The organism is Ignatzschineria rhizosphaerae, assembly GCF_022655595.1.
GTDB classification, from domain to species: Bacteria; Pseudomonadota; Gammaproteobacteria; order Cardiobacteriales; family Wohlfahrtiimonadaceae; genus Ignatzschineria; species Ignatzschineria rhizosphaerae.
Genome location: NZ_CP093379.1, coordinates 354,192 through 373,543, shown reverse-complemented (window position 1 = coordinate 373,543; position 19,352 = coordinate 354,192). Strand labels below are relative to the sequence as shown.

The window sequence follows — 19,352 nt, the reverse complement described above, 5'->3', positions numbered from 1 at the left end:
AATGATGATCACAAAATGTTTATAAAAAAGGATTCTTATTCAAAAAATAATAAGCAATCAAACTATTGCGACAAATTCTATACAACTTCAGATGAAGTACAGGAACTTTTAGGTATCGTCAAAAATATAATGCTAGAATGATCGGCTATTAATTCAATTTTTTAACTTAATTTTTATGGAGCATTTATGAAGCGTTTAATGTTTGCTTTATCTGCCTTATTAGTTTCACCGGCATTTGCACAGCAAGAACAACAAAGCATCGTCCCTACCTTAATTCTTTTTGGTGGTATGTTCGTTGTAATGTATTTCTTAATGATTCGCCCGCAACAAAAAAGAGCAAAAGCTCATCGTGATCTTATCGGCTCACTTAAAGTGGGTGACGAGATCCTTTTAAGCTCAGGCTTTGTAGCAAGAATCAGAGCATTAGATGAAAACTATGTGAGTGCAGAAATCGCTCCTAACGTTGTAATCAAAGCTCAGCGCCAAGCGATTAACTCTCTTTTACCAAAAGGTACTTATAAAGAGAAACTTGATGCGACTTCTGAAAAAACAGAAAAAGCAGACTAATATTATTTAGCACTGCCCTTTCTGGATGCCGGGCCTCTAATAGAGGTACCGGTATATTTGATTCACTTAGATAAAAAGTAACCCAGTAATTATGCTAAATCGCTATCCACTTTGGAAAAACATTCTGATTTTTGGGGTCATTGTTCTCTGTACGATATTGGCTCTCCCAAACTTATTTGGTGAAGACCCTTCTATTCAGATCTCCCCCACAAGAGATACTCAAATCAACCAAGCTTTGGTTGAACAAGTTGATTCTGTTCTCAAGAAAAATAACTTTGATGTTAAACGCATTGAAGAAGGTGAAGACCAACTTCTGATTCGTTTCAAAGATACTGAAGAGCAGCTGAAAGCTAAAGATCTTCTTGATGGTGTATTACAAGATCAATATCTCACAGCTTTAAACCTTGCTCCAGATATGCCAAATTGGCTCTCAGGCCTTGGGTTACAACCAATGTATTTAGGACTTGACCTTCGTGGTGGAGTTCACTTTTTATTAGAAATCGACATGGATGGGCTGATTAATCAGCTCACTAACACCTATGCCGAAAGTATCCGCGCAAACTTAACTGAGAAAGGCTTAACGCCACTTATCGAAGTGACTGATGCGCAAACGATTACTGCTGCTTTTGCGAATGCTAATGAGGCGAATCGTGCAAGAACACTTCTTGCAAACAACCAATCCTTTATGGAGCTAAGCTTTGACACAACAGGTAATCGCCTAACTGCTAATATCAGCAATAAAGAGATTAATGAGCGTAAAGCCAGTGCCGTAGTTCAAAACATCGCAACGCTTCGTAATCGTGTTAACGAACTTGGGGTTGCAGAACCAATCATCCAACAACAAGGGCTTGATCGTATTGTTGTTCAGCTTCCGGGCATTCAAGATACAACTCGTGCAAAAGAGATTCTAGGAACAACGGCAACACTTGAGTTTCGTATTGTAGATGATCGCTCAGCAACAGAAGCACAACGTGCGCTCCAAACAGGTCGTGCGCCACTAGGAACAAAACTCTACCAAACGCGTGAGGGTGTTCCATACCTTTTAAAACGCCAGGTGATTTTAACAGGGGAATCAATTGTTAAAGCCACTGCAGGTTTAAACCCTGAAACAAACCTTCCAGAAGTTTACATCACCCTTGACTCAAAAGGGGCTGATCGCTTTGCTGAAGGTACTAAAGCCAACGTTAAAAAACCGATGGCAACCGTTTTCATTGAAAACAAACTCCAAACCACTTTTGATAAAGATGGTAATGAGATTCGTAAAAGTATCACCACAGAAGAGATTGCAAACGTTGCCACAATTCAGCAACAACTTTTCTCTAACTTCTCAATCTCAGGTATTAACTCACTACAAGAAGCTAACAATCTTGCAATTACCTTAAGTTCAGGGGCACTTGCTGCACCTATTCATATTATTGAAGAGCGAACAATTGGACCAAGTGCTGGTAAAGAGAACGTTCAGCGTGGGGTTGATGCTGCGATGTACGGCTTATTGATGGTCATGGTATTCATGGTCTTTCGTTATCGCGGATTTGGAATGGTGGCAAACGTTGCCCTCTTTGCAAACCTGATTTTAGTATTAGCTGTTTTATCACTTTTACAAGCAACTTTAACGCTTCCTGGAATTGCCGGTATTGTCCTCTCACTTGGAATGAGTGTTGACGCTAACGTACTTATTAATGAGCGGATACGGGAAGACTTACGCAAAGGTAGCACCCCGCAACAAGCGATTAATAATGGATTTGGTAAAGCATTCGGGACAATCATGGATGCAAACCTTACAAGTCTTTTCTCAGCTGTAGCGCTCTTCTTTATCGGGTCTGGTCCTATCAAAGGCTTTGCCGTAACCCTTTCTGTAGGGATTATCACTTCTGTATTTACTGCAGTCTATTTTAACCGTGCGATTATCAACCTTCTTTATGGCGGTCGACGTACTGTGAAAAGACTTTCAGTCGGTGGTCGTGAGCGCCTTAAAATATTCTCAGGCGAGACAACCTACAACTTCATGAAATATGCAAAATTCTGGATCGGCGCTTGTGTTGTTGTTTCCATACTTGCAATTGGCATCTCTGTTACAAAAGGCTTTAAATTAGGTCTAGACTTTACAGGCGGTACTGAAATTGAAGCGGTGTATCAATCCCCAGTCGATATCGATACCGTTCGTGATAGATTAGAAGCGGAAGGTTTTGAATCTGTTGTTGCGCAACACTTTGGCTCAGCACGAAATGTTCTAATCAACATTCCGACAACCTCAGATTTAGAAGAGTCAACAACGGTCACAGATACACTCACAGCCGCTTTAACACTTCCTGACAATCCTATGACGATTCAAAAAATCGACTATATTGGGGCAAAAGTAGGGAGTGAGTTAGTATCTGATGGGGTAATGGCTTCTGCCCTTGCGATCTTCTTAATTCTGGTCTATATCTGGTTTAGATTTGAATGGAAACTAGCCATGGGGACCATCTTATCAACTGTGCATGATGGACTCTTTGTGGTCGCAGCCTTCTCAATTCTTGGACTTGAGTTTGACTTAACGTCACTAGCAGCGATTCTGGCCGTTATCGGTTACTCTGTAAACGATACCGTTGTAATCCTTGACCGCATTCGTGAGAACTTCAGACTTGATCGCACAAGTACTCCTAAGCAGATTATCAACGCTTCTATCAACCAAACATTATCAAGAACGATTATGACGTCGCTCACTACCTTCTTAGCGGTGCTTGCACTCTATATCTTTGGTGGTCAAGTGATTCACTCATTCTCGCTCATTATGTTAATTGGTATCGTCGTTGCGACCTATTCATCGATCTTTATTGCAGCAGCTGGGGCATTTGTTTTAGGTCTTAAACGTGATGACCTTATTCCCGCGCCAATTAGTAAAGAGGATGGAAATGAGGTGATTGATGAAGGTGATAATGAAAGTAACCTGACACACTAGGCACTACTTTCAAAGCATCATATTAATTGGTTAAAAAACCTTTACACCCAAAGCAGTGTAAAGGTTTTTATTCATTGGGTGTTTTGTTAGAATAAGGGGCTGTATCACTGTTTATGATAGAATGACTATGATTGACTGATACACTACTTCATCGACTTATTTGCAAAAAGGATCGTACATCTTGCGGCAGGCTGTTCCTAAAAAACCTAAAACGTCCACGGTCATACTCTCTGTCTTCTCTAAGACAGTTGGCGTCGTGCTTTTTGCTGCAACAGCGATTGTTGCCTTAGCAATGGCTGTTAGTCTCTATAGCTATCATCCTGCCGACCCTGCTTGGAGTAGCGCCACAGCTGAAAGAGAGACAATCCATAACCTTGCCGGCGAAAAAGGTGCTTACTTTGCAGATATTATTTTATCTGCGATCGGGAGCACCGCATGGCTTCTCCCCATTTTACTCCTTGGGTTTGGCTATCAACTCTTTTTTAAACGCAAACTCTTAACAATCTCTTTAGATCAGATTAGCTTTCGTCTACTTGGCGTTTTAATCGCTATTTTCTCACTAGCAGCACTTTTAGATCTACATAGTGGTAATGGCGGAATGATGGGCGGCTTTATAGGCACAGAGCTTATTCATCTTATTAATAATACCCTTGCCATAGATACACAAACACTGCTCTACATTACCAAGATTGGCTTTGCAATCCTTACATTTATAGGATTCTATCTTATCACCGGCATGGGTCCTATAGGTTGGGCTGACCGCCTTGGCTCCCTGATTTTTACAGTAATCAATCTTATTTTCCCAAAAAAAAAGGATGAGCCACAGACCAAGCAGCAATATATGCCTGATCATGATGGCAATATTGATCAAAACGCTATTGATCGAATGTTAGATCAAAATGAACAAAAAAGCCCAAGCTTCTTCAATAAAATCTTCTCCTCTAAACAGAGCGAGCTTAATTGCCATCAACAAGACTTCATTGAAATAGATGAATCTCTCCTTAAAGAAGATGAATACCAGACAAATGCGCCGATCCAAGATCCGCTCTTTAATAGTTATAACTATCACCCGCTAGAAGAAGAGAAGATTGAATTAGAAGAAGATGTAATGAATAACAATAATAATATCCCCCCTATTTTTAGAAACCTACAGAAAACGGCTACTGAAAATCAAGATGAGCAATCTTCGCAGGCGAAAGCGCCTGAAGATTTTAAAATCGACCCTCTTGCTCCCCAAATGGATGAGTGGGATCAATTTATTCGTGCGCCGCAAACCCCAGCTCAAGAAGAGATCTCTCATATTGAGAGTGAAGAAGATCCATCTGAGAAAAAAGGGATTCCCTCTATTTTTAAAAACCTCTTCAAAGCACGTAAGAAAAAACATGTCTCTATTGCAGAGGGCTCAAAAGTTGAACCTTCTCTCACCGCCATGACCACAAATGACACCAGTGAAGAAGAGAGTGCAACACTTACTGAAAGTAAACCTCTTATCAATGCCTATCAACCTGAACAAGCTCCCGAAATAGTCGAAGATCCAGTGCCATCGATCTTAATCAATGATGAGCCAATTACGCCATCATCATTACAATTTTCTATTAGTGATAGCTTTGATGAACCTGAAGATGAGGTAGAACTCTCTTTCCCTAAAGAGATAGCACCTCAAGCTGAAGAAGTCAGCCCTCACATACAAAAAAACACCGATATCTCACCAGAGAGCACTTCGGAAACACTACAAACAAATGCGTCTAAACCTGAGTTTATCGGTCATGAAATCGATCCACGTTCTGGCATGCCCATTGCAGTAAAAGCCCCCAAAGAATATCCAATGGCAGGAAGGCTCCCTGGCCTTGATCTTTTAGGTAATCCACCACCTGTCACCGAAAGTTATGATGCGCTTGAATTACAAGAGCTCGCAAGCTTAATTGAAGATCAATTTAAAAACTTTAATATTGAAGTCAAAGTTGTCAATATTGAGCCAGGTCCTGTCATTACACGCTTTGAGCTAGATTTAGCTGCGGGTGTTAAAATTGCACAAATTAATAACCTCAATAAAGATATCGCTCGTGCTCTTTCTGTAACAAGTGTTCGCATCGTAGATATTATTCCTGGTAAACCTTATATCGGCCTTGAGATTCCGAATAAAAAACGTCAAATCGTCTACTTTAAAGAGGGACTCTATGCTGATGCTTACCGTAATAGCAAGCATCCTTTAACGATTTTACTAGGAAAAGATGTTTCCGGTCAGCAAGTGGTGGCAAACCTTATGAAGATGCCACACCTACTCATTGCCGGAACGACAGGCTCGGGGAAATCTGTAGGGCTTAACACCATCTTATTAAGCCTTCTTTATAAAGCACATCCTGATGATCTTCGCTTAATTCTGATTGACCCGAAAATGCTTGAATTATCAGTATATGACAATATCCCTCACCTTTTAGCACCTGTTGTAACGGATATGAAAGAATCGGCTAATGCGCTTCGCTGGGCAGTTGTGGAGATGGAGCGCCGCTATCTTTTAATGAGTAAGCTCCGGGTGCGTAATATTGATGGCTTTAACCAAAAAGTCAAAGAAGCGATTAGTAGCGGCACCCCGCTTAAAGATCCGCTTTGGGATGCATCACGGGAAGTCTCGGACCACGTTTCCGCGCCTGACCTTAAACCGCTTCCTTATATCGTTATTGTCATTGATGAGCTTGCCGATATGATGATGAGCGTTGGAAAGGCCGTTGAGGAACTCATTGCTCGCTTAACGCAAAAAGCGCGCGCCGCCGGAATTCATATGGTGGTTGCAACCCAAAGACCTTCTGTCGATGTTATTACAGGGTTAATCAAAGCAAACATTCCAAGTAGAATTGCCTTCCAAGTTTCTAGTAAAATTGACTCCCGCACCGTTTTAGACCAGCAAGGTGCTGAAAACTTACTAGGCCATGGAGATATGCTCTACTTCCCAACGGGCGCCCCATTCCCACTACGAGTTCATGGTGCATTTGTTGATGATAACGAGGTCAACCGCGTGGCTGACTTCTTACGCTTAACCGGCCCTACAGATTATATCGATGATATCTTAAAAGATCCGACTGAAGAGATTCCTGGCTTATCAGAAAATGCCTCTGGTTTTGTTGCATCCCCTGATGATGTTGATGATCCTCTTTATGATGAGGCCGTTAAAATCGTCTTAGAAGATAAGCGCCCAACCATCTCTTATGTTCAAAGAAAGCTTCGTATTGGCTATCAAAGAGCAGCACGCTTAATTGAAGCGATGGAAGAGCAAGGGATTGTTTCAGCGCCTGCTGGTAATGGAAATCGTGAGATTTTAGTCTCCTACGATTAAGCAATACCACTTTTTTACAACGCATTAATCTATTATTAAAAATAAAAAAGAGAGAAAGAGAAAATCATGTTACAAACTGAGTTAGAACATCTTTATACGGAATCAAAAGATCTTTGCATTCCGGTAGAATTTGCCAAAACAACCACTGATCTCTCTCTCACTCCTGCACAAGAGAGTTATCTGCAAACAATCAAGCAAGACTCTTCTTTAAAAGCTGGGGAAGTTATCACGCTTTATAATGATCGGGGCAATATCGAGCGCGTGATCATTGGTCATAATGAGAGTGAGCCTTTTTTTACACTTGGAGAGAGCTATTCCAAACTGCCCTTTGGCCATTATCAACTTCCTGAAACTTTATCAGAAGCGGAGCTATATCAGCACTTACTCGCATTTGGACTGGGCGCTTATCAATTTGATCAATATAAATCTCGTGATAAACGTCCTGTGCTCTTTTTCTTACCCCAGAATATTGCAGATAAAGTCAAACAAGCATTAAGTGCCCACTATCTAACAAGAGATCTTATCAATGAGCCGGCAAATGCCCTCAATCCTGATAATTTTGTAACACAAATCCGCGCCGAACTCTCAGGATTAAATGTCACTATCAAAGAGATTGTCGGAACAGACCTTCTTAAGCAAAATTTTCCATTAATCTATACCGTGGGTGCAGGGAGTAAATATGCTCCACGCTTAGTAGAAATTATTGCCGAGAAAGAAAACGCACCGGCTTTAACATTAGTAGGTAAAGGCGTCACCTTTGATTCTGGTGGACTTGATATTAAGCCAGCAAACGGTATGCGTTTAATGCAAAAAGATATGGGCGGCGCGGCGCATATGCTTGCGCTTGCAAAATGGATTTTACAAGAAGAGTGGAATGTCTCACTTCGCGTCTTACTCCCTATTGTTGAAAATAGCATTTCAGAATGTGCAATGCGCCCAGGAGATATCGTTAAAAGCCGTAACGGCATGAGTGTTGAAATCGATAACACAGATGCTGAAGGCAGACTAATTCTCTGTGATGCGCTGACTTATGCACTTGAAAAACCTTGTGATTTCCTCATGGACTTTGCAACCTTAACAGGGGCTGCTCGTGTGGCATTAGGAACTGAGATTCCAGCACTTTTTACCAATAATGATGACTTTGCAACACTCATGATGCAAAAATCAAAAGAGGCTTGTGATACTGTTTGGCGTTTACCACTTCACAAACCTTACAATGATTGGATTACTTCTGATAACGCCGATATTAGCAATTCTGGCAGTGTCCCTTATGCCGGCGCGATTACTGCGGCACTTTTCCTTGAGCGTTTTATCAGCGAAAATAAAGTTCCTTATGCCCACATTGATGTGATGGCATGGAATATTCGTAATCGCCCAGGAAGACCGAAAGGCGGTGAAGCAATGGGATTAAGAGCAGCTTTTGAGGCATTAAAAACACACTTTAATTGTTAAGCATTTTTTAAATATTTACCCTAAAGATATGCCATAGATTACAGCAATTCAACTTCCTTTGCCCTATCTATGGCGTTCTTAAAAAATTAGTTGTACACTGATTTAGATAAGCGTTATAAATTAAAAGCGTTGAATCTCCTATCGATTGGGATTCTAATATTATAAAAAAACATATTGAACAATTTAATAAAATCATCTTCTTGACGAACCCTAACAAGTGAAATGATATTTTTTGTATCAATAACCCTTAACTAAACAGCAACGAGGAATATTAAATTTATAACAAGCCCTATTGCGCCCTGTTATCTGTTTAATATTTTATTCATTAATCCTTAACACCGATAGAATAGTGAATGAAAAAGATCATCCGTAACCTACTCGCGATTCAGCTTATTATCACTAGTATCATTGCTATTGCCTATGCTGAAACTGGCTTCTCTGCATTCATCGTTGACCATCGTAGTGGCAAGCCTATCTACGAACATGATGCTGATGCTAGACGTTATCCTGCCTCTTTAACGAAAGTTATGACGCTTTATATTGTTTTTGAGGATCTCTCAAAAGGAAAACTTAGCCTCAATACTAAAATCCCCTTCTCAGCAAAAGCAGCCGCACAGCCACCTTCAAAAATTGGGGCTAAAGAAGGCAGCGCCATCACACTAGATACTGCAATAAAAGCATTAATTGTTAAATCAGCGAATGATGTTGCTTTAGCAGTTGCCGAGAAAGTGGGTGGCTCTGAGGAAGCGTTTGCAAGACGCATGAATGCAACGGCTAAACGCTTAGGAATGCATAGTAGTAACTTCGTCAATCCGCACGGTTTATTTAACCCAAGCCAATACACAACAGCAAGAGATATGATTAAATTAGGAATTGCGATTCATAATCATTTCCCTAAATATTATCCACTATTCCAAACGCCTTCATTTGATTATAATGGCGTCACCTTTACCTCGCATAACCGTGTTAATAAAGATTTCCCCGGCGCCGATGGGATTAAAACAGGCTATATTCGTAAATCTGGCTTCAACTTAATGACCAGTGCTCGTCGTAATAATAATCGAGTATTTGCTGTCGTTTTAGGCGGTAGAACAACACAACTACGAGATGATCTTATGATCTCAATGCTCAATGAGAGCTTCACAACCGGTTATCGTGGCCGCTCTGTTCGAGAGATTTCTCCTTATATCACCAAAGATATGACGGTTCTCTTCACACCAACAAAAACAGTCACTAGCGATAAAACCGTTCTGACAAATAATAAACGTACGCAACAAATAAAACCTAATACGGCAGTTGCAACGGCAACTCCAAAGCCCAAGGTTAATACTAAACCCGAGTTAGTAATGCCGGCACTGGTTTTAGAATCTACCTCAGAATATACACCCGCTGGTGATTATGACCCGGGCAATACCCCCATCCGAGGACCTATTGTGAGTGCTTCAGGCTTGAGCCACGCCGTTCAAGTTGGTGCTTTTAAAGATTATAATGCCGCAAGAGATAAAGCGAGAGAGGCTTACGAGAAAGTTCGAAATGGGAATGTCCAAATCTTTAATACTGGTGAATATTATCGAGCGCTGCTCTCAGGTTTAAACGAGAGTGAAGCTGAAGCAACTTGCACAAGACTTCGCCAACAAAAAACAGATTGTTTTGTCATTGCACTTTAAAAAAATAGCATGACAATCCACTAACCATACAGCCTTCGTTATTTTTCTTAACTTAGACTATAAAAAACCACTCAAATGAGTGGTTTTTTAATCCAATATTTTTATCATCAATTCGGTTTAAGAAACACTGCTTTAAAAGCAAAGTGGGACGGCGTGTGCAACAAACTAACCTCCATGATGGCGGATAGAACAACTTTTGCGCTTCTCATCGCCAATTCTCATCATCACTTTCCACAACCGACTCTCTGATAATCTGATTTAGTAACATTTAAAGCGATTTTACTATTAGCATCGATACTAATACCCATCTCAATACCGGTATTCATGCTTATCACTATATTGATAAACTTCTTTTTAAACTTCCACATCAATCCCAATCTTATCAATCAGCGCTTGACGGTAAACCCCCTCCGCCACTGCTAAATCAAAATAGGCCGATCCCACAGATTTAAAGAAAGTAATCTCTTGATCATCTTTTCGACCCTCAAGTTCACCTGCAACTAGGGCTTGCAGCTCTCCATTGATCTTTTCAAATGACCAGTTATTTTTCTCAACTGCGTGAATAAACTCTCCCGCCTCTTCTGTTACCCCGTGATGATCATCTACCACAATCTGATCTAAACGATTAATAAAAGCAAAGTCTACCTCACACATATCCGGAAGATAAGAGCCCACGCCATTGACGTGCGTCCCTTGCTTAATATCTAGACCATTGAAGACAGGTGTTTTTGATCGTGTGGCGCAGTTAATAATATCTGCCTTTTTAACCGCAACACTCACATCACTTTCAATAATAATCTCAATTTTTGAATCGATTGGATAATCTCGTAATGACTGCTCAAAACGTTCTGCATTTTTTTGTGTCGGATTAACAAGATAAATTGTCTCAATATCTCTTACTTCCAGCACTCCAAGCACTTGTTCAAATGCCATTTTCCCAGTGCCGATTACTGTTAATACTTTGCTATCTTCTCTTGCTAAATATGCCGTTGCTAATCCACTTAAAGCCCCCGTTCTAAGACGAGTTAAGTAAGATGCATTTAGGAGTGCTAAATGATCCCCATTTGTTGCATCTGATAGCAATATAACCCCTTGCGTTGTATTTTTACCGCGAGATGGATTGTTAGGGAAGATAGTCACTGCTTTCATGCTCATTAATTCATTTTCTAAATCTGCACAAGGCATATAGAGCACCGATGCATGCTCTTTAGGAAATTCAATCACCGTTCTCAGTGGGTTTTCAACTTTTTTAGCAAATTTCGCTTTTAAAATCTCCGCCACATCCTTCATAGCCTCCGGCATCTTATAGATCGCCATAATCTCTTTTTCATTGAGAATCTTCATTCAACCTCCTTCCTTATTATTTTGATAATGATAAAACAAGATCTTATGCCAATCTTTCATTAACATTTATAGAAAAGATTATTCATAAGACCTATTTACTATACCCAATCGCTTTTAATCTTGGAAACTACTCTTCTTATTCTTAGCAAAAGAGATTGCAACCAATGAAATTACGCCGGTAAACATAATGTAAATCGCAATAGGCACATAAGAGTCATAGTAGCTTAAGAATGCCACCGCAATAAGTGGCGCTGTACCACCTGCGAGTGCAGCCCCAATCTGATAACCTAAAGTGACTCCTGTATAACGAATTTCAGGGGCAAAAATCTCTGAGAAGAAAGTTCCTAACACTGCCGTAATGGGCGCCCAAATAATCCCTAACCCTAAAATAGTCGCAATATAGAGTAAAACGACTGATTTTTGATTCACCATCCAAAAATAAGGGAACATATAGGCAATCATCACAATGGTTCCTAAAATATAGAGTTTTTTACGCCCCACTCGATCAGATAAGCCGCCCATTACAGGAATTAAGAGAGAAGTAATAACACTTGAAACCATCACCGCCGTTAAGGTCGTTGTTCGACTAAAACCTAAATTCATCGTGGCATAAGAGACAATGAAAGTACTAAAGATATAAAATGGCGCCGTTTCCACAAACTTTGCACCAACGGCAATTAAGACCTCTTTCCAATGAAAACGAAAAGTATCAATAATAGGAAGCTTAGGGACTTTCCCTTCCTTTTGAACAGCTTTAAATGCCGGAGTTTCATCAATTCCATGACGAATCCAAAGCCCTAATACAACTAAGAGCGCACTTAAGATAAAGGGAATTCTCCACCCCCATTCCATAAAATCCTCATCAGGCAAAAGGGTCATTAATGAAAGTACCAAGGTCCCTAAAACCATCCCAATAGGAATCCCAACCTGCGGCACACTACCAAAGAATCCTCTACGCTCTTTAGGCGCATACTCTACAGCTAAAAGCAGTGCACCGCCCCACTCACCACCAATTCCGATACCTTGTAATAGACGAAAGAAGATCAGCAAGATAGGCGCCCAAATACCAATCGTGTGATAGGAAGGCAATAATCCTATTGCCATCGTCGCAATCCCCATCAGACTTAGCGTTAAAACTAATGTTTTTTTACGTCCAATTCGATCCCCAATATGGCTAAATAAAATCCCACCAAAGGGCCTGATAAAAAAGGTTAAGGCAAAAGAAGCATAAGAGAGTATTAACCCAATGGTGGGATCTTCACTGACAAAAAATATCTGATTAAAGACTAATGCCGCCACGGTTCCATATAGGAAAAAATCGAACCATTCGATAATGCTTCCCGTGAGACTTGCGATTAAAATTTTACGCATCGTTTTTGGGTCATGAGCTACTGTCATAACATCTCCTTCCATCTTATTTTGAATTATCCTCATTAAAATCAATCCTCTTTTATCTATTATTATTGGAGAGGATTGAGTCGCTACTTTAAGTGGTATCTTTATTATTTTATCGCTTTCAGAAACCAATCTTTCACAACATAGCTTCTACCTTTATAGGCATATCCTTTACATTTAGCAACGTCATAAGATAAATATTTCCGCCAAAACTGTCTCTTTTACCATTAAATAAGCTAATAATGCCTTATAAAAAAGCCACCTATTTAAAATAAGTGGCTTGATATCAAGATCTATATTTCTTACGCTTTTAATTTTGCCAATTAATCGGAGATTTTCCTTGTTGCAACAAGTATTGATTCGCCTTAGAAAAAGGCTTTGAACCAAAAAAACCACGATAAGCCGAGAGCGGAGAAGGATGTGCACTGTTAATCACATAGTGCCTTTCTATATCAATATTCTCCCCTTTTTTCTGCGCGTGACTCCCCCAAAGAATAAAGACGACATGCTCACAATGCTGATTAATCTCTTCAATTACCGCTGTTGTAAAGCGCTCCCAGCCAATCTTCGCATGAGAATTTGCCGCTTTTTCCTCTACCGTTAAAACCGTATTCAAAAGAAAGATCCCTTCACCACACCAAGCGGTTAAATCCCCATCTTGTGGTGCATTAAATCCTTCAACATCTGTTTCTAGCTCTCGGTAAATATTTCGAAGAGATGGCGGAATTTTAACGCCTCTTTGCACGGAAAAAGCTAAACCATTTGCCTGCCCTTGCCCGTGATAAGGATCTTGCCCTAAAATCACCACCTTAATGTTACGTTTAGGTTGAGAAAATACTGAAAAAACCAACTCTTGAGGGGGAAATACTCGCTTTCCTTCTCTAATTGATTTATCAATTCCCGCTTGAATCTCCTGAAAATAAGGTTTTTCTAACTCAGCTTTGATAAAATCTTTCCATTCGGGGTGAATTTTTTCCCATTCGATCATCTTAATTGACCTCTATTTAATGATATTTTGCTCTAATTTTGTCGCCATTGTAATGAGAGAACTCTAAAAATGCCACAACTCCTTCACAATCTTTTCCTAGTTATGCTCGGCGCTGCTTTTGGCGGTGGAACACGCTATCTCTTTACATTACTAGAGAATAAAATAGATACTCCCATTCAAATCTCTACCTTAATTGTGAATGTGGGGGGAGGATTATTAGTCGGGCTTATTGCCGGTTACCTACTACAAAAACCCGATCAAGGAATTCGCCTTTTTTTAATAGTTGGATTTTGTGGCGGCTTAACAACCTTTTCAAGCTTCTCACTAGAGACTATGACGCTGTTACAAAATAGAGAATATCTCAACTCCCTTCTCTTAATTCTCTCTCATTTCTTAGGGGCTGTGGGTGCAACTTTCTTAGGCTTTTATCTTATTCATAAAATAATGGGACATTAATACAAACTATCTCTTTTAGCACTATTTGGGCATCACAAAATTGATTGCACTAACTAACCATCACAGATACGTTGGTTGAAGTCAGTTTAAAAAGATATTCATTTTATATTGCTAGCAAAAAAAGGGATTATTTTTAAAGCCTTTTCGCGATACAAAAAAGCCCTGATAGATATCTCCACCAAGGCTATTGAGTTATTTATTAATCTCTATTAATTCGTTTGCTTAAAAAGATAAAAAATCCCTTATACGTTGAAACGGAAATGGATAATATCACCATCTTGTACGATATACTCTTTCCCTTCTAAGCGCATTTTACCTTTCTCTTTCGCCGCATTTTCACCACCAAGTGTGACATAATCATTATATGCGATCACTTCTGCACGGATAAATCCACGTTCAAAATCTGTATGAATGACTCCTGCTGCTTGTGGCGCTGTTGAGCCTTTACGAATAGTCCAAGCGCGAACTTCCTTAACACCCGCTGTAAAGTAAGTCTCAAGATCAAGAAGCTGATAACCCCCACGAATAACGCGGTTAAGTCCTGGCTCTTCAAAGCCCATATCATCTAAGAACATCGCCTTATCTTCATCATCAAGTTGTGAGATTTCAGCTTCAATAGCTGCGCAAATAGGCACCACAAAAGAGTTTTCAGCCGCAGCATATTCTTCAACTTTTGCTAAAAGTGGGTTATTTTCAAAACCATCTTCATTCACGTTTGCAATATACATCACAGGTTTTAGCGTTAAGAAGTGGAAATCACGAAGAAGAAGACGCTCTTCTGCATCTAATCCTAAAGAACGAAGGCTCTTAGCTTCATTTAATACCGGTAATACTTTAGATTTCAAAAGCTCCACTTGAGCAATAGCTACTTTATCGCCACCTTTTGCGACTCTCTCAAGGCGCTGCGTACCACGCTCTGCACTAGCAAGATCTGCAAGTGCAAGTTCTGTGTTAATCACTTCAATATCATCAATCGGATTAATCTGACCTGCCACATGAACGATATCATCGTTTTCAAAACAACGAACAACATGGGCAATAGCGTCAGTTTCACGGATATTTGCAAGGAATTGATTTCCTAAGCCTTCCCCTTGAGATGCACCAGCGACTAATCCTGCAATATCAACAAAGTCGATATAAGTTTGCTGAACACGCTCAGGTTTTACAATTTCAACTAATGGATCAAGACGCGGATCCGGCACATTGACGCGCCCAACATTTGGCTCGATTGTGCAAAACGGATAGTTTGCAGCATCAATGCCCGCATTCGTTAATGCATTAAAGAGTGTCGATTTACCAACATTTGGAAGACCTACAATTCCACACTGAATAGCCATAAAAATTCCTTTAAAATTATCATTTATTTACGATGAAGCTCATTCATCGCTTTTTCATATTCACCGGCAACAAATTGTGGCAAGACTCGTCTTGCCGCATCAATTGCATTGAAGATCTCATTTTCTTCTTTTTCAGGCGTTTTAGTTAAAACATATCCTGATACAAGGGAAGAATGGCCAGGATGCCCGACCCCCAATCTCAAACGCATAAAATCTCTAGAGCCCAATAGATCAATAATACTTCTTAAGCCATTATGCCCACCATGTCCGCCCCCTTTTTTAAAGCGCGCAACACCAGGAGGAAGATCTAACTCGTCGTGAACCACTAAAATCTCTTCCGGCATAATCTTATAAAAAAGCGCCAGTGAAACAACCGATTCACCACTTTTATTCATATAAGTTTCTGGCTCTAAAAGATAGACTTTTTGGCTACCAAACATCTCTTCCCCTACTAATCCTTTAAAACGATTATTGAAGGAAAGCTCACTATTTCTAATACTATCAATAAACCAAAAACCCGCATTGTGGCGGGTTTTTGCATATTGAAGCCCTGGATTTCCAAGGCCTACAATCATTTTAATCATAATGAAATACTCAATTAAAAGAGTCTTTAATTACTCTTTATCTTCAGTTGCTTCTTCAGCTGCTGCTTCTACTTCTGCTTCAGCTTCTTCTTCATCTGCAACAACTTCAACACGTGGCTCAACGATCGCAACAACTGGTTGGTCATTCATCTCTTCTTCGTTCATGATGTTAACGAACTCAACGCCGGCAATAGCTGGAATATCAGAGATCATGATATGCTCACCAACAGCAAGGTTTGCGATATCAAGTTGAATAACGCTTGGAAGATCTTTTGGTAAGCATGAAACTGCTAATGTTGCTTCATGAAGTGTTACGATACCACCATTCACAACACCTACTGATTTCTCTTCGTTGAGTAATTCAACAGGAACATCAACAACGATAGCTTCGTTAGCATTTACACGCATGAAGTCTAAGTGAGTGATGATAGGCTTGTATGGGTGACGTTGAACATCACGTAAAATTACAGGCTCTTTTTTACCATCAACTACTAAATCGATGATTGAAGTGTAGATATCTGCATGGCGGAAGCGTTTTAAAACTTCGTTATGGTTTAAAACAAGGCTTACCGCTTCTTTATGGTTACCATAAACGATAGCAGGAATGTTTCCTTCGTGACGTAGGCGGCGGCTCGCACCTTTACCCATATCTGTACGAACGATAGCATCAAAAAAATAATTTGACATTGGTTAGCTCCAATTAAAATGTTTAAAGTACGTTACAACCGCGACCAGTTGTAACAGTCAATCCCGTGATTATACGGTGATTACTCCTCGTTTGCAATCGTTATCGATTTTAACTTAAGGTTCAAACGTAATTCTTTTCCTCGTTTACCACGTTCTTCAATGAGATTCTCCCACTCATTAGGGGCAAGCTTAAATTTACGTTTCCCATATTCAACTTCTAAAGTATCCCCTTTTGAGATCACTAAGATCCCTACAAGGCTATCTTTTTTAGCTTTAAATTGCGCACCTGGTATCCCAATAATTTGATTTCCCTTTCCACGCGCCATCACAGGTAGCTCAGAAGTAGGTACCACTAAGAATCGTCCTTGATCACTTACGGCAATTACAAATTGTGATTCAATATCGGTAATTTTTTGCGGTGGCAATAAGATCGCATCATCACTTAAGTTAACGGTTGATTTACCCGCTTTTTGCCTTGTTAAAAAATCACTATATTGGGAGATAAAGCCATAACCATTAGAGGCTGTAACTAGATAATGACTATCCTCTTTATCTAAAACAAGATGCTCTATCTTGGCATTATCTGTTAGGTTAATGCGAGTTGTAATCGGCTCTCCGGCAGTTCTTGCCGTTGGCAACGTATGTGCCGGTGTACTAAAGGTTCGCCCTGTACTATCAAAAAGTACTAGCTGCTGATTATTTCGCCCTATACAAGAGGTTAAAAAGCCATCGCCTGTTTTATAATTAAGACTTGTGGGATCAATATCAAGCGTTTTAGCCGCTCTGACCCAGCCCATTTTAGAGATAACAACCATGACAGGTTCACTTGAGACTAGTGCTGATTCATCAATGGCTTCAGCAGCTTCACGCTCGATAATTTTAGAGCGGCGATCATCACCGTATTTACTTGCATCTTCTTTTACTTCAGACTTAATCAAATCGTTGATTTTTTGTGGGCTTTCAAGATGCGCAATAATATCATTTAATTTTGCACGAAGCTCTGCTTCTTCCCCTTTAAGCTTCATCTCTTCAAGTTTAGCAAGCTGGCGTAATCTTGTTTCTAAAATATAATCCGCTTGAATTTCCGTAAGATTAAATGCTGCCATTAACTTCTCTTTTGGCTCATCTTCAAAACGGATAATGCGAATCACTTCATCTAAATTTAAAAATGCGATGAGTAAACCTTCTAAAAGGTGTAAGCGCTTTTCAATACGATTTTTATGAAATGTTAAACGGCGAATAACGGTATCTCGGCGAAATGCAATCCACTCCGTTAAAATTGCATCTAACGATTTAACTTGAGGCTTTAAATCAAGCCCAATCATATTAAGATTGACTCTAAAAGATTTCTCAAGCTCAGTCGTTGCAAAAAGATGATTCATCACCATCTCTACATCCACACGATTAGAGCGAGGAATTAAGACGATTCTCACCGGCTCATCATGATCTGACTCATCACGAATATCTTCAATCATGGGGAGCTTTTTAGCCTGCATCTGCGCTGCGATATCTTGCTGAATCTTCTCCCCTGAAACTTGATACGGCAATTCATAAATAATGATCTCGCCATTTTCTTCACGATAACGAGCACGTACTCGGACAGAGCCACGCCCTTTCTCATAGATTGAAAGTAGCTCTTTTTTCGGCGTGATAATCTCACCACCTGTTGGGTAATCAGGTGCCGGAATAATTTTCGTTAATTCCTTAAGAGACATTTCAGGATTATCAATAAGCGCACAAACCCCTTTTGCCACCTCTTTTAAGTTATGAGGTGGAATATCTGTCGCCATTCCGACGGCAATACCAGTTCCGCCATTTAAGAGAATATTGGGCAATCTAGCAGGTAGAAGCTTAGGTTCATCCAGTGATCCATCAAAGTTTGGTGTCCACTCAACAGTCCCTTCCCCCAATTCCTTTAAAAGGATTTCAGAGTATTTAGAAAGCTTAGACTCGGTATAACGCATTGCCGCAAAGGATTTAGGATTATCTAGAGAACCAAAGTTTCCTTGTCCATCAACCAATGGATAACGATATGAGAAGGGCTGCGCCATTAAAACCATCGCTTCATAACAAGCACTATCACCATGAGGGTGATATTTCCCTAAAACATCTCCTACCGTACGGGCAGATTTTTTAGGTTTCGAACTAGCATTTAATCCAAGCTCACTCATCGCATAGATAATACGACGCTGAACAGGTTTTAATCCATCGCCAATATATGGTAGCGCACGATCCATAATGACATACATCGAATAGTTGAGATATGCCTCTTCAGCAAAATCTGCCATTGGACGTACTTCGAAGTTTTTATTAGACAAGTTACTCATATATTTCTCATTTAATTATTTTGTTTTTATACTATTTCTATCCACTACAAACATCTATGCCTTTCTGAAATAACGGAAAACTTCGATGATAGTGAAATTCATTGAGCCTTATGATAAAGCGTAGTACTAATTATAAAAATCCCCGCAAAGACAACACATTATTCATATTTTCTATCAATGACTTTAGGCTTATAACCCCAAGATTGTACTGTAATAATCATCGACAAGATAGTCGTTTTCTGCATGATTCATTGCCGAATGGCTTATCAAGTTCCC

The 19,352-nt window shown here is 39.9% G+C and carries 14 protein-coding genes; 6 read left to right on the top strand and 8 right to left on the bottom strand.

What is annotated here, in order from left to right:
• Window positions 1-186: 186 nt before the first annotated feature.
• The 5 genes from yajC (at window position 187) to MMG00_RS01645 (ending at window position 9,958) form a co-directional block, all read left to right on the top strand.
• A complete protein-coding gene (yajC, locus tag MMG00_RS01665) occupies window positions 187-567 on the top strand; it encodes a preprotein translocase subunit YajC (RefSeq protein ID WP_242150473.1) in 381 nt (126 codons plus the stop codon).
• Window positions 568-658: 91 nt separating this feature from the next.
• Window positions 659-3,508, top strand: coding sequence for a protein translocase subunit SecD (gene secD / locus MMG00_RS01660; protein WP_242150470.1), 2,850 nt, complete (start codon window positions 659-661; stop codon window positions 3,506-3,508).
• A gap of 181 nt (window positions 3,509-3,689) precedes the next feature.
• Complete coding sequence (locus tag MMG00_RS01655) at window positions 3,690-6,839, top strand: DNA translocase FtsK (protein ID WP_242150466.1); 3,150 nt, start codon at window positions 3,690-3,692, stop codon at window positions 6,837-6,839.
• Window positions 6,840-6,905: 66 nt separating this feature from the next.
• A complete protein-coding gene (locus MMG00_RS01650) occupies window positions 6,906-8,291 on the top strand; it encodes a leucyl aminopeptidase family protein (protein WP_242150463.1) in 1,386 nt (461 codons plus the stop codon).
• A 353-nt stretch (window positions 8,292-8,644) separates the two neighbouring features.
• Window positions 8,645-9,958: a serine hydrolase gene (locus MMG00_RS01645; RefSeq protein WP_242150461.1), complete on the top strand. Its 1,314-nt coding sequence runs from the start codon at window positions 8,645-8,647 to the stop codon at window positions 9,956-9,958.
• Window positions 9,959-10,182: 224 nt separating this feature from the next.
• Here the strand turns inward: MMG00_RS01645 and MMG00_RS01640 are convergent, their stop codons facing one another.
• From MMG00_RS01640 to ung, 4 genes are all read right to left on the bottom strand, one after another.
• Window positions 10,183-10,326, bottom strand: coding sequence for a hypothetical protein (locus MMG00_RS01640; RefSeq protein ID WP_242150458.1), 144 nt, complete (start codon window positions 10,324-10,326; stop codon window positions 10,183-10,185).
• Window positions 10,313-11,302 (bottom strand): ornithine cyclodeaminase family protein, encoded by a 990-nt coding sequence (locus tag MMG00_RS01635; protein WP_242150455.1) that lies wholly within the window; start codon window positions 11,300-11,302, stop codon window positions 10,313-10,315. The genes MMG00_RS01640 and MMG00_RS01635 overlap by 14 nt, the downstream gene beginning before the upstream one ends.
• Window positions 11,303-11,416: 114 nt before the next feature.
• Window positions 11,417-12,700, bottom strand: a complete 1,284-nt coding sequence (locus MMG00_RS01630) for an MFS transporter (RefSeq protein WP_242150452.1) — start codon at window positions 12,698-12,700, stop codon at window positions 11,417-11,419.
• A 307-nt stretch (window positions 12,701-13,007) separates the two neighbouring features.
• A complete protein-coding gene (ung, locus tag MMG00_RS01625; protein ID WP_242150449.1) occupies window positions 13,008-13,685 on the bottom strand; it encodes a uracil-DNA glycosylase in 678 nt (225 codons plus the stop codon).
• 69 nt (window positions 13,686-13,754) lie between these two features.
• Between ung and MMG00_RS01620 the strand changes: the two genes are divergently transcribed.
• Window positions 13,755-14,141, top strand: coding sequence for a fluoride efflux transporter FluC (locus MMG00_RS01620; RefSeq protein WP_242150445.1), 387 nt, complete (start codon window positions 13,755-13,757; stop codon window positions 14,139-14,141).
• Window positions 14,142-14,383: 242 nt separating this feature from the next.
• Here the strand turns inward: MMG00_RS01620 and ychF are convergent, their stop codons facing one another.
• From ychF to parC, 4 genes are all read right to left on the bottom strand, one after another.
• A complete protein-coding gene (gene ychF, locus MMG00_RS01615) occupies window positions 14,384-15,478 on the bottom strand; it encodes a redox-regulated ATPase YchF (RefSeq protein WP_242150441.1) in 1,095 nt (364 codons plus the stop codon).
• A gap of 23 nt (window positions 15,479-15,501) precedes the next feature.
• Complete coding sequence (pth, locus tag MMG00_RS01610; RefSeq protein WP_242150438.1) at window positions 15,502-16,062, bottom strand: aminoacyl-tRNA hydrolase; 561 nt, start codon at window positions 16,060-16,062, stop codon at window positions 15,502-15,504.
• A gap of 30 nt (window positions 16,063-16,092) precedes the next feature.
• The gene (locus MMG00_RS01605; protein WP_242150435.1) at window positions 16,093-16,749 is read right to left on the bottom strand and encodes a 50S ribosomal protein L25/general stress protein Ctc; all 657 of its coding nucleotides are present in this window, start codon (window positions 16,747-16,749) and stop codon (window positions 16,093-16,095) included.
• An 80-nt stretch (window positions 16,750-16,829) separates the two neighbouring features.
• Entirely contained in the window at window positions 16,830-19,076 is a 2,247-nt protein-coding gene (gene parC / locus MMG00_RS01600) for a DNA topoisomerase IV subunit A (RefSeq protein WP_242150432.1), read from the bottom strand.
• Between the last annotated feature and the right edge of the window lie 276 nt (window positions 19,077-19,352).